This is a genomic window from Gracilibacillus sp. HCP3S3_G5_2 (genome assembly GCF_052063305.1).
Lineage (GTDB): Bacteria > Bacillota > Bacilli > Bacillales > Amphibacillaceae > Gracilibacillus.
The window spans coordinates 25,292-38,205 of the sequence record NZ_JBQHXU010000006.1 but is presented as its reverse complement, the minus strand read 5'-3'; the positions used below and the strand labels follow the sequence as shown (position 1 = coordinate 38,205).

11 protein-coding genes and 2 CRISPR repeat arrays (1 of these 13 cut by a window edge) are annotated in these 12,914 nt (G+C 33.0%); of the genes, 10 read left to right on the top strand and 1 reads right to left on the bottom strand.

Annotated elements, in window-relative coordinates; genetic code table 11:
* On the bottom strand, positions 1 to 921 hold the full coding sequence (locus ACTNEP_RS10315) for a metal ABC transporter solute-binding protein, Zn/Mn family (protein WP_441161863.1): 921 nt from the start codon (positions 919 to 921) through the stop codon (positions 1 to 3).
* A 211-nt stretch (positions 922 to 1,132) separates the two neighbouring features.
* On the opposite strand from ACTNEP_RS10315, the gene ACTNEP_RS10310 reads away from it, so the two are divergent.
* The 10 genes from ACTNEP_RS10310 to ACTNEP_RS10265 all read left to right on the top strand — a co-directional run bounded on the left by ACTNEP_RS10310 (position 1,133) and on the right by ACTNEP_RS10265 (position 10,944).
* A complete protein-coding gene (locus ACTNEP_RS10310; RefSeq protein ID WP_441161862.1) occupies positions 1,133 to 1,369 on the top strand; it encodes a hypothetical protein in 237 nt (78 codons plus the stop codon).
* Between the two features lie 114 nt (positions 1,370 to 1,483).
* The gene (locus ACTNEP_RS10305) at positions 1,484 to 2,353 is read left to right on the top strand and encodes an ROK family protein (protein WP_441161861.1); all 870 of its coding nucleotides are present in this window, start codon (positions 1,484 to 1,486) and stop codon (positions 2,351 to 2,353) included.
* A 201-nt stretch (positions 2,354 to 2,554) separates the two neighbouring features.
* Positions 2,555 to 3,070: a hypothetical protein gene (locus tag ACTNEP_RS10300; protein ID WP_441161860.1), complete on the top strand. Its 516-nt coding sequence runs from the start codon at positions 2,555 to 2,557 to the stop codon at positions 3,068 to 3,070.
* A gap of 327 nt (positions 3,071 to 3,397) precedes the next feature.
* Entirely contained in the window at positions 3,398 to 3,598 is a 201-nt protein-coding gene (locus tag ACTNEP_RS10295; protein WP_441161859.1) for a hypothetical protein, read from the top strand.
* A gap of 96 nt (positions 3,599 to 3,694) precedes the next feature.
* Complete coding sequence (locus ACTNEP_RS10290; RefSeq protein WP_441161858.1) at positions 3,695 to 4,174, top strand: spore coat protein; 480 nt, start codon at positions 3,695 to 3,697, stop codon at positions 4,172 to 4,174.
* A 176-nt stretch (positions 4,175 to 4,350) separates the two neighbouring features.
* Positions 4,351 to 5,268 carry an aldo/keto reductase gene (locus ACTNEP_RS10285; RefSeq protein WP_441161856.1) on the top strand — a complete coding sequence of 306 codons (918 nt, stop codon included), beginning with the start codon at positions 4,351 to 4,353 and terminating at the stop codon, positions 5,266 to 5,268.
* 251 nt (positions 5,269 to 5,519) lie between these two features.
* Positions 5,520 to 8,681, top strand: a complete 3,162-nt coding sequence (gene cas9, locus ACTNEP_RS10280; RefSeq protein ID WP_441161855.1) for a type II CRISPR RNA-guided endonuclease Cas9 — start codon at positions 5,520 to 5,522, stop codon at positions 8,679 to 8,681.
* An 18-nt stretch (positions 8,682 to 8,699) separates the two neighbouring features.
* Positions 8,700 to 9,605: a type II CRISPR-associated endonuclease Cas1 gene (cas1, locus tag ACTNEP_RS10275; protein WP_441161854.1), complete on the top strand. Its 906-nt coding sequence runs from the start codon at positions 8,700 to 8,702 to the stop codon at positions 9,603 to 9,605.
* A gap of 13 nt (positions 9,606 to 9,618) precedes the next feature.
* Positions 9,619 to 9,918 carry a CRISPR-associated endonuclease Cas2 gene (cas2, locus tag ACTNEP_RS10270; protein WP_441162120.1) on the top strand — a complete coding sequence of 100 codons (300 nt, stop codon included), beginning with the start codon at positions 9,619 to 9,621 and terminating at the stop codon, positions 9,916 to 9,918.
* Positions 9,919 to 9,930: 12 nt separating this feature from the next.
* Entirely contained in the window at positions 9,931 to 10,944 is a 1,014-nt protein-coding gene (locus ACTNEP_RS10265) for a hypothetical protein (RefSeq protein ID WP_441161853.1), read from the top strand.
* A 16-nt stretch (positions 10,945 to 10,960) separates the two neighbouring features.
* Positions 10,961 to 11,788: a CRISPR direct-repeat array (repeat unit 36 nt; unit sequence GTTTTAGTACTCTGTGTTTTTAGGTAGTAATGAGAC).
* 94 nt (positions 11,789 to 11,882) lie between these two features.
* Positions 11,883 to 12,914: direct repeats of the CRISPR family, unit length 36 nt; unit sequence GTTTTAGTACTCTGTGTTTTTAGGTAGTAATGAGAC; it runs 988 nt beyond the window's last position.

The window sequence follows — 12,914 nt, the reverse complement described above, 5'->3', positions numbered from 1 at the left end:
CTATTTTAACACCTCGACAATTGTGTCAATATTATGTTTCACCATTCCGATATAAGTACCCTCTTCTGTACCTTCTTCTCCCATTGCATCAGAGAAAAGTTCTCCACCAATTTGTACAGTATGTCCTTTCTCCTGTGCACCTTCTACCACTGCTTGAATGGAACGTTCAGATACACTACTTTCTATAAATACTCCTTTTATGTTGCGATCGATTATTAAGTCAATAATTTTATTTAGATCACTGACACTGTAATCAGATTCTGTACTAAGTCCTTGTAAACCAACTACTTCGAAGCCGTACCGCACCCCAAAATAATGGAAGGCATCATGTGCAGTGACAAGTACTCGACTTTCTGCTGGGATTTCAGTAATTTTTTCTTCAAGATATAATTCTGTCTCCGATAATTGTTGCAGGTATTGATCCGCATTTGCTTGGAATTGTTCTTCATGCTCTGGTGCCAAATTGCTGAGTTCATCTGCTACTATCTGCACGACATCTTTCCAGATTGACATATCAAACCAAATATGTGGATCATAGACCTTGTCACTTTCAGGGTCTGCCAATAATTTTGTTTCATCTATTTGCTCCCCAACAGCTATAGTTGGTTTTAGATCATTCATTTGTTTAAATATTTCATCCATTTGGCCTTCCAGATTTAAACCGTTATAAAAAATAATATCTGCACTATCTAATTTTTCGATATCGCTCTGTACAGCATTGTATAAATGTGGATCTACTCCTGACCCCATTAAACTTTCCACTTCCACTAGATTGCCGCCAACATTTTCTACTACATCTGCTATTTGGGCAATTGTTGATACAACTTGAATTTCTTTAGCGTCACTGCTAGTATCATTTGCTCCACATGCACTGAGTAGAAGTAAAATGAAAACAAATCCTACAAACCATCTTTTTGTCATTTTATCCACCTCTAATAAAGTTTCTTGAAGGAAACTTTCAGAGCAAAAAAATAGACTAACACACAAAAGTTTCCTTGATCTAAATTATATGCCTTAATACAAAAAAGTCAATGATTAATTGCAGCTTTTTTTCGGTTTTTTATTCTAAGAAGATAGGAGACACTAGCTCAGGGGGCTATTATAACCATGTTATCTATAAGAAGGGATATTCTTGAAAAAAGAAAGATTGATTTACTTGGTGGAGTTGTTAATGAAACCTAGTAGAAATCCACCAATAAATACTGGAGAAAAAGGATATATTACGATATTCGATTATGCTACAATAGATTTTGATATGAAAATCAAACTTATACGGCCGGCATCTGACAATGGTGATCTGGAAGGACAAGTGGGAGATTTTCCTTTCTTTATTGATCACTTAATTGGAAGTATTTGTCAATGGCTATGAAGTTGTCTTCCTCAAGAATTGTTGACGAACATTTTTAGTACAACACCAGAGAACCAAAGCGAAGGCAACCTATCAATATGGTCGTTAAATCAGAAGATTTAGGGGGGAACATTCGTGAAGTTAGGTGCAATAGAAGCTGGGGGAACAAAATTTGTTTTGGCGGTAGGTAATGATCAAGGAGACATACTTGAAAAAGAAGTAATTCCAACAGAGCATCCAGATATTACCGTACCAAAAGTGTTAGCTTTCTTTGAGGGAAAGGGGATTGAGCGTCTTGGTTTAGGTGGCTTCGGTCCGATTGATATTAATGAAACAAGTCCTGCGTTTGGTCAATTACAGCAAACACCAAAAACAGACTGGGTTGATTATCCGTTAGGCGCTAAATTAAAAGATAGCTTAGGTATACCGGTTATCATTGATACAGATGTGAACGTAGCGGCTATGTCAGAAGCAAAATGGGGCAATGCTACAGATGTAGATACTTGTCTATATATTACGGTTGGTACTGGTATTGGTGCCGGGGCTTATTACCATGGACAAACATTAAAAGGACTGTCTCATCCAGAAATGGGTCATATTAAAGTCCGCCGCCATTCCGAGGATTCATACCAAGGAACGTGTCCTTATCATGGTGACTGCCTCGAAGGTGTTGCGGCCGGCCCATCATTGGAAAAAAGATGGGGCAAAAAAGGCTACGAATTAGCAGATGACGAGAAAGTGTGGGAAATGGAAGCTTTTTATTTAGCACAGGCATTGACAACTTATATTTACATTTTATCACCAGAACGGATTATTATGGGTGGTGGCGTTATGAAACAACAACAGCTCTTTCCTTTGATCCGAAAAAATGTTCTAGAAATGCTGAATGGGTATGTAAGCTCGCCACATTTAACAGAAAAAGAAATCGATAATTATATTGTACCACCAGGACTTACAGATGAAGCAGGTGTGAAAGGTGCATTGTATCTAGCGATGGAGAGGTAATCTGTTGTTCGATACCAGTCAATTCTCACATAAAATGCTGAATTCCTAAGAGAAGGAGTTCAGTTTTTTTATTTTATATGATGCATTTTTAAATAAGATATGTAATTTTAACAGTACTAGAGATCGTTCACAAATGTTCACTTATGAAAAATTGTTAATCTCGCTATAATAACAGAGTGTTACAAAGAAGGGATGTTATAGATGAGAAACAATACGCATGTAGAAGCAAGGCTTCCTAGAAGCAAAAAAGAAGGTATTATCTTTTTACTAATTATTTCTATTATTTCGGTAAATACGATCGCCCCGATTATTATGGGATTGGAACGTGGCTTCAGCAAAGAAGTGTATATAGAGACATTAAAGATCATTCCAATAATGTGGATTGTCGTTATTTTGTTAGTTAAATTAGTTGCAGAACCATTAGTCGGAAAAGTGATTCCCAAACTCGTAGGAAAAACAGATGGATTTAATGCGAGAGTTTTATTAAATATTTTATTAAATGTGACAGTTTTATCCATTCTTCTAACAATACTAGGCAATTGGATAGGTACAAAACAAATAACTATTGAACCATTTGAAAACTTCTTTCATACTTGGCCAAGAAACTTTGGTGTAGCTTTTTGGATTGAGTTGTTGCTTGCACAGCCAATAGCGAGATTTGCAATGAAACAAATACATGAAAGACAATCTGTTAAAGGAAAAATAGTTAATTTGTAACATTTTAATCTACCATTACTAAAATCGTTCTTGTCAATTAAATGTTAAAGCCGGCTGATTAAAAAATGCAGTCGGCTTTTTAATATGTAAGATCCATACTTGTCCCAAAAAAATAGCAAAGTTATTACTGGGGAATGTTCGAGCGCAATTAAAAAGATAAAAAAATTAGGTGAAGGCACTTACTTAAAATTAGAAAATACATAGTGTATTACGGAAAGATAAATAACATGCATGTTGTCTGGATACAGCAAAATCTCTTATAACTTCTATGCTCTCTTCAAGGTAAGTTTTATAAGAATTTTGTTATTAGTTATGGGAGGTGAAAAGGTGAGTAATAAAAATTTTAAGGATACATCCGAGAAAATTGTTGATATGCTTGTAGGTTCTACACTTAAACGACACAATATCCAATTAGATAGCAAAAACCTTAGTGAGGAAGATAGAGAAGAATTAAAGAAACTGATAGAAGATTTAAAACAAAGTGTCCAGTCTCTCCAGAAGAAAACAACTGAAAAGGATGAGAATTAGATTTTTTCATTATTTATAGAATACGGTAGTTAACTAGCCTTTCCAAGAAAAACGAGTTTTCATAAATTAATAATATAACTTAGAAAGGGTGTTTCTATGAGAGACATAAGATACTCGGATGGAAGACCTGTTTATAGTACAGGTAAAAACACGAAGTCAAAAAAATGGAATGCATTAGACCCTCAAATGTGTCATCCATTTGATGATGATGATACACAAGATGCGAGACAAGAAATCAAATCAGTACAACAGTCTTGGGAATCCATTATTATAAAAGATTCCTGTGATGTGGAAGTTACGACAACTGATACGCAGGCTGCCTTAAATGTACAAGTAGGGCTTCAAGCTGCTATTGCTTTGGTGATTAGTATCTCTATTGCCGATAGTGATAAAGCTGATCTAATTACGCAGGAGCTTAACGAAAAGATCAAATCAAGCCAAGTGAATAAACAGCACACGTATGTTGAAAACTCACGAGGTGTTAAGGTAACAACAACTGATACTGATATTGCAGTTAATGCACAAGTATTATTACAAGTACTCTTGGCATTAGTTGCTCGTCTAGATATTTTATAATTGCAACAAGGATTATAAGAAAGGTTTCCATCATGTAATTTTCTTGATGGGAGCCTTTCTTATGCTTAGTCAACTATTTCATAGAAGAATAGTAGAATTGTATCAACAAGCAATATAATCGCTTACAATTCACCTCTATGCTAAAATGAGGCTAAATGGATAGAAGGGGTGATGTAATGAAGAAGCTTGAATTAGGTAATAGCGGTTTACAAGTCGGTGAAATTTCTTTAGGTTGTATGCGAATGGATCAATTATCTAAACAAGACGCGAATCGAGTGATTGAGAATGCACTGGAACTGGGAATAGATATGTTTGACCATGCCGATATTTATGGTGGCGGTAAATCAGAAGAGGTTTTCGCTGATGCGATTAATATGAATCCGTCCATTCGTGAAAAAATGGTGATTCAAACGAAATGCGGTATTCGTAACGGCTTTTTTGATTTTTCGAAAGAACATATTATTTCCTCCGTTGAAGGCAGTTTGAAGCGGTTGAAAACTGATTATGTTGATGTGCTTTTATTACATAGACCTGACACACTAGTTGAACCGGAAGAAGTCGCAGAGGCTTTTAATGAGTTGAAGCTTAGTGGAAAGGTTCGCCATTTTGGGGTGAGTAACCATAACCCGATGCAAATTGAATTATTGAAAAAATATGTTGAGCAAGATTTGATTGCTAATCAGTTACAGCTGAGCTTGATGTTTACCCCGATGATTGATGCTGGCCTTAATGTAAATATGGAGCATGATCCAGCAATTGTTCGTGATGGGGGAATACTAGATTACAGTCGTCTTCATGATATGACAATTCAACCATGGTCTCCGTTCCAGCATGGTTTCTTTGAAGGTGTATTTGTGGATAATGATCAATTCCCAGTATTAAACGAAAAATTACAACAATATGCAGACAAGAAAGGTGTAACTAAATCTGCGATTGCGATTGCATGGATTTTACGCCATCCGGCTAGAATGCAGCCAATTGTAGGAACCATGAATCCAGAACGTTTACAAGCTATTGCGAAAGCATCGGAAGTGAATTTAACACGTGAGGAATGGTATGATTTATATCGTGTTGCGGGAAATAAGTTGCCATAAAAAGTTGACAAGAAATACAAAATATGTTAATTTGTAATTGTCTCATAACAACCGACGGGTTGTATTACTACCAAAAACACAGAATCTACTAAAATAAGGCTTTATGCCGGAATTGACTCTAGTAGGGTCTGAAAAAAACACTTATCTTTTATAGGTAAGTGTTTTTTTTCTGTATAATTTTACCTAATAGATAGTAAAATAGTCTAAAATTAGTTATAATGTACTAAAATATGAGTTAGGAGGTTTAAATAATGAATCAATCATTCGTACTAGGTTTAGACATTGGTATTGGATCAGTAGGTTGGGGTATAATTGATCAAAATCAGAATATAATTGACGCAGGAGTAAGATTGTTTCCTGAGGCTGACAAAAGTGTTAATGAAAACCGCCGTAGTTACCGGGGAACAAGACGTCTCTTAAGAAGAAGACGTCATCGGATAGAGAGAGTGTATCAGTTGTTACATGAGCATGGGATATGGAATAAGGAAGAGACAGTTAATTATCAAAAATATAAAGAAACACCTTACCATATTCGTGTAAAAGGATTAATGAATACGCTTTCTAATGAAGAGCTGACAATTGCATTAATTCATTTAGCTAAAAGAAGAGGGATACATAACTTAGATGTTGTAGAAGACGACCAAGCAAACAAAAATGAATTATCTACGTACGAACAAATTAAGCGAAATAACAAGTTTTTAGAAAATAAGTATATATGTGAAATTCAGGTAGAAAGGTTAGAGGGGGAAGGACAAGTACGAGGGTATAAAAATCGCTTTCGGACTTCAGATTATGTAAAAGAGGCTACGAAAATGTTAGAAACACAAAAGCTAAATAATGTCCATATTACAGACGAATTTATTAAAAGCTATGTTGAATTATTAGAAAACAGACGTGAATACTATGATGGTCCTGGTTACGGAAGTGAATATGGCTGGGATCAGGATATTAAAAAGTGGTATGAAAAAATGATGGGAAAGTGTAGTTATTTTCCTGATGAATTGAGGGCTGTAAAAGAGTGTCACTCTGCTCAACTTTTTAATCTATTAAATGATTTAAACAATCTTGTTTTAAACCGTGAGGAAAATACAAAATTAACAAAAGAAGAAAAAGAATCAGTTATTGAAAATCTATTTAAGAAAAATAAATCTGTATCTATAAAACGTATAGCAAAAGAAATAAAAGTAAATGAACATGACATAAAAGGGTTCCGTATCGATACAAAAGGAAAACCGTTATTCACCTCGTTATCCACCTATCATGATATTAAAAAAATAACTAGCAAACCAACTGTCTTAGAATCAATCAATACATTAGACGAAATTGCAGAATTAGCCACTATTTATCAGTCTAAAAATGATATCAAACAAGAACTCGAAAATATCAATCTTCCTTTAAATGAAGAAGAAATTGATCAAATAAGTGATTTGAATTATAGCGGGACACATTCATTAAGTTTGAAAATGATAGATCAATTATTACCGGATCTGTGGGAAACCACTAAAAATCAAATGCAATTAATTACTGAAAGAGGTTATAAACCTAAAGATGTAGATTATGAAAATAAAAAATATATTCCTTATTCTCAAATAGATGAATATATCCTTTCTCCAGTTGTAAAACGATCCTTCAAGCAAACGGTTCGAATTATAAATGCGGTTATGAAGAAGTATGGAGTTCCAAGCGAAATAGTTGTTGAGTTAGCTCGAGAAAAGAATAGTGATGATAAGAAGAAATTTGTAAATGAGCTGAATAAAAGAAATTCGATGCTTAATAAGCAAGTTCGAGAAAAGTTAGATGCAATGGATCTAAGTCCTTCAAAAGGTTTATTTAATATGCTTAGATTATGGCACTTACAAGATGGTCTTTGTATGTACTCTATTGAACCAATTCCAATAGAAGATTTAATGAATAATCCCCAACATTATGAAATTGATCATATTATACCTAGATCTGTTTCATTTGATGACTCTCAAAATAACAAAGTATTAGTACGAAAAGAAGAAAACCAAAAGAAAGGAAACCTTACACCATTTCAATATTTTCGATCCAATAAAACATCTGTAACATATGAAAAGTTCAAGGCAAATGTTCTGCAATTAGCCAAGTCTTCACAAAAAGTATCTCGTAAGAAAAAAGAATATTTACTAGAAGAACGTGATATAAACAAATTTTCGGTACAAAAAGATTTTATTAATCGAAACTTAGTGGACACAAGATATGTTACCAGGGAAATTTTAAATACATTGCAACAATTTTTTGTAACAAATAACCAAAATGTAAAAATCAAATCTATAAATGGATCGTTTACTAACTATCTCAGAAAAATTTGGGATTTTAATAAGGATCGTGGTGCAGATTTCAAGCACCATGCGGAAGATGCTTTAATTGTTGCAATGGCAAATCATATATTTGAGTATAAAAAATCTTTTAAAGCGGATCACTTAGTTTATGCAAATGATAACATGCTTGATACAGAAACTGGAGAAATTTTATCTGAAGATCAATTTAATGCAGCTTTTACAGAAAAGATTAATAAGATTAAAGCTATCAAAAACTTTAAAGGTTATAAATATTCTCATAAAGTGGATATGAAACCTAATCGTCAGTTAATGAACGATACTCTATTTTCAACAAGGATTAAAGATGATCAAGAATATGTAATAAATAAAATTAAGGGTATCTACGATGCAGATAATGATAAATTAAAAAAGATAATAAAAAAGAACCCTGAAGATATATTAATGTATCATCATGATCCACAGACGTTTGAAAAATTGGAACTTATTTTTGAGCAATATAGTGAAGCGAAAAATCCATTGCATCAATATTTTGAGGAGGAAAATCTATATTTGAAAAAATATAGTAAAAGAGGAAATGGACCTGTAATTAAATCTATAAAATATTATGGGAAAAGATTAAACGAACACTATGATGTTTCACATAAGTACAAGGTGAAAGATAAAAAAGTGGTTAACTTATCACTAAAGCCGTTTAGAATGGATGTATTTAATGAAAATGGAATTTATAAATTTATAACTATTAGATATAGCGATTTATTTGAGGAAAAAGATGGTTTTAGGGTTGACGCAAATGCTTATAGTGAGAAATTAGAAAATAAAAAGATACAGAATAAGGAAAACTTTTTATTCAGTTTGTATAAGAATGACTTGCTCGTTCTTGATGGTACAGAATACAGGCTAATAGGAGTAAATAACGATAATCGAAACACGATTGAATTAAATAAGGTCAAATATGATTATAGAGAATATTGCAAACAAAATAATATAACTAACAATAGAATAACTAAAAATATAGGTAAAAATATAAAAACATTCAAAAAAATACAAGTTGATATACTTGGACAAAGATATAAAAACGAGGAAAATAGTAAATTCTTTTATAAAAAATAACTATTAAAGGGAGATTTTATGGGCTGGAGAATCATTCATATTTCCAATGTCGATCAGTTGTCCTTACAGTTGGATAACTTGAAAGTGAAGAAATCAGATGATGAGTTAAAGATACCTTTACGTGATATTTTCGCTATAGTCATAGAAGATTTAACATGCAAATTAACAAGCCGATTGATGATTGAGTTATCTAAGAATAATATTTTAGTTTTGTTATGCAACCAAAAGTATTTACCTGAATGTGTTATTCAACCAGTTACTGGTCACACACAGCAATATCGGCAAATGATGAAACAGTTAAATTGGAACAAAGAGTTAAAAGGCGAATTGTGGAAAGAGATTATTCAGAAAAAGATAGTTAATCAAGCAGAAGTAATGCGAAGAAATCATATAGAGGCACATAGAACTGCTAAATTACAAGAATTAGCGTCAAACGTTGATAATGGAGATAAAAGTAATATTGAAGGACAAGCTGCTAGAATTTACTTTAATAGTTTTTTCGATGAAAATTATACGAGAAGTAATCCAAACTATATTGAAAATGCTGCGCTTAACTATGGTTATGCTATAGCTCATTCAGCAATAGCACGGACTATTGTTGCAAAGGGACTTATTCCAGGATTGGGAATTTATCATAAAGGAGAGAGAAACGTTCATAATCTAGCTTCAGATATAATTGAGCCATTTCGACCAATCATTGACTATTATGTGGTAAAACATCCACCAGAGGGGTATTTAACAAAAGATTATCGTATTCAGTTAATCAATTTGCTACATGCTAAAATTTTAATAAATAATAAAATGCAAACGTTTATTAGAGCAATAGAAATTTCGATAGACTCCTTTTTAGAATTCTTTGAAACTGGTAAATCAGAAAAGATCCAATTGCCTAGCCTAGAAAAAATAGTATTACATGAGTCTTAGATTTGTGAGAGTAATGATAATGTTTGATTTACCAGTAGAAACAAAGAAACAAAGGAGAACTTATACGAAATTTCGGAAAGAACTAATTAGACATGGTTTTTTAATGATGCAGTACTCTATATACGTTAAGTCATGTTTAAATAAAGAAGCAGCAGAAGGTACGATTAATTTGGTGAAACGCTTTCTACCACTTGATGGTCATGTAAGGTCAATTATAATCACAGAAAAACAATTTGAAAAGATGAAAGTTCTAGTAGGTGAAGAGGATAAGAATTTAGAAATCTTAGGGGAAAACAGAACAATAGAATTTTAAGGAGGTGTATTTATGCAACTACGATTATTAGTTCGAAAAGGTGTTTATGAATATGATATTAATATAAGTCAGTACAGCTCTTTATTTGTCAATTACACAACGGATGAACGTTCCCTTATCCTGCCTTTAATAGAATATTTTCAGCCAAGAAGTAAAGCAAAAAATGAATTAAAAATAGTAGATATTGATAACGGTTATGAAGAGTTGTCTACTGCTCGTTTTCATGCTATTACTTTCACAAACGATTCACTATTGGAAGAAACAAAGTTGGGTTCTAAGTCCTTATTGAAAGGGCAGGTGAAACAAAGCTTTTTAAATAATATTGAAGCAGATGGCTATATAAATAATATTAATGTATTGCTTGAAGATCTAGTTGAAGAATCTATCTCAGAATTGCCGGTGAAGCCCAAACTTTTAACATATGATTCCATTGTAAAGTTACTTGAAATAGATATTGGATTAAATATGATGGGTGAGACAAATCAATTTATGCATCAAAATAAACTACTGTTACCAATATTAAATAGATATTTAATTAATAACTTAAAACAACCTGTTATCGTATTTTTTTATTATCCAGAGACTTACTTGAGTCCAAAAGAGCAAAAAGAAATGTATAAATTATTACAAATATTTAGCAAAACAATACCAGTTTTCGTTATTACTAAGTCGAAACAATTTTTAACTAAAGAAATGTCAGGAATGAATTATTTTATTCAAAGTAAGCAAATATTTAGCCCTCAGTTTATTGAAGAATTAGAGTGGAATAGCCCGGTTAATTTTGATTATTTAGACCTTCAAAAGAGTGTGATGTCAATTTTATATAGGTATGCTGATGTTTTTGAATTGGAACCGAAATTATCAAACTTTCAAGATGCTGATGTGGTTTTATTTAAATCTATAGATTTATATGTTTTTAGTTCACTTATGTATAAGATGAAATATAAATTTTCATTAAATCTAGATGATAACCAAATGTATAAGCCGGTTTATGAGTATGTCATGGAACTTTATGAAAAAATTTGATATATTTTCATTAGAGGTTTTAGTACTCTGTGTTTTTAGGTAGTAATGAGACTGAATAGATGTATTATCGGTGGCGGAGGTGGTTTTAGTACTCTGTGTTTTTAGGTAGTAATGAGACCATTAACATAACCAAAGTCCAACCCAAAATGTTTTAGTACTCTGTGTTTTTAGGTAGTAATGAGACGGTCCTTTCATTTATCCAACTATTCCCACTGTTTTAGTACTCTGTGTTTTTAGGTAGTAATGAGACAAGTATTGGATTGGAAATTAATTATCAAGGGTTTTAGTACTCTGTGTTTTTAGGTAGTAATGAGACAACAAATGTACTTTGTACCAGAGTTTGGGAGTTTTAGTACTCTGTGTTTTTAGGTAGTAATGAGACAGGCGTGGATTAAAAACAACTTGTGCATGCGTTTTAGTACTCTGTGTTTTTAGGTAGTAATGAGACCCATGGATGAAATCGGGTATGATGCGGAATGTTTTAGTACTCTGTGTTTTTAGGTAGTAATGAGACATGTTCTCTTGTTGTGTGTTCTATGACATCGTTTTAGTACTCTGTGTTTTTAGGTAGTAATGAGACAAATAAAACACATAATAAATCAACTAGAGAGTTTTAGTACTCTGTGTTTTTAGGTAGTAATGAGACATAAAACAACGGTATTCGTTTATACAGACAGTTTTAGTACTCTGTGTTTTTAGGTAGTAATGAGACAAAAAGGTAAAACAAAAATACCTAGAATATGTTTTAGTACTCTGTGTTTTTAGGTAGTAATGAGACCGCCCCGATAGGTCGGTTCGATTGTAGCGGGTTTTAGTACTCTGTGTTTTTAGGTAGTAATGAGACTTGCTTGCCGTTGCGTCGGCGTCACCTTTGGTTTTAGTACTCTGTGTTTTAGGTAGTAATGAGACTCTTTGCTGCATTTCTTCTTCATAAACCGTGTTTTAGTACTCTGTGTTTTTAGGTAGTAATGAGACGGTCTCTTGCTTTGTTTCATAATTAGATTCGTTTTAGTACTCTGTGTTTTTAGGTAGTAATGAGACACAAAACCGAGAATGCGCTAAAAGGCATTAGTTTTAGTACTCTGTGTTTTTAGGTAGTAATGAGACTCAAACCATCTAATTTTTCACTGTCTGAAGCGTTTTAGTACTCTGTGTTTTTAGGTAGTAATGAGACAACAACTACGTTAACCGACCTTTCCAACTCGTTTTAGTACTCTGTGTTTTTAGGTAGTAATGAGACCGCCCGATAAATTCGTTAAAGCAATCATTAGTTTTAGTACTCTGTGTTTTTAGGTAGTAATGAGACCAGATCCTACTATTTTTGACGAATGGTTCAGTTTTAGTACTCTGTGTTTTTAGGTAGTAATGAGACAGGAAATCTTATCGGAAATAACGTAGTTGTGTTTTAGTACTCTGTGTTTTTAGGTAGTAATGAGACAAAGTGTTAAAGATGTTCTGGTGGAATTGTGTTTTAGTACTCTGTGTTTTTAGGTAGTAATGAGACAAAAGAAAGACAAACCACAGTATTTCGCTTGTTTTAGTACTCTGTGTTTTTAGGTAGTAATGAGACGAAGTGGATGATGTCCTAACCTCTTTCTATGTTTTAGTACTCTGTGTTTTTAGGTAGTAATGAGACAGGGGTCTTGAAGTCTTGGAAATGAACCGCGTTTTAGTACTCTGTGTTTTTAGGTAGTAATGAGACATTTCGAATCACGCTTCAACCACTATCTATGTTTTAGTACTCTGTGTTTTTAGGTAGTAATGAGACAAGGAGTTGTAAAACATGGTGCAACCGGATGTTTTAGTACTCTGTGTTTTTAGGTAGTAATGAGACCAATCTTGTGCATAGAAGGTATCACTTAGAGTTTTAGTACTCTGTGTTTTTAGGTAGTAATGAGACCATCACCACTTGCAGAAATTATCGGTATACGTTTTAGTACTCTGTGTTTTTAGGTAGTAATGAGACCAAA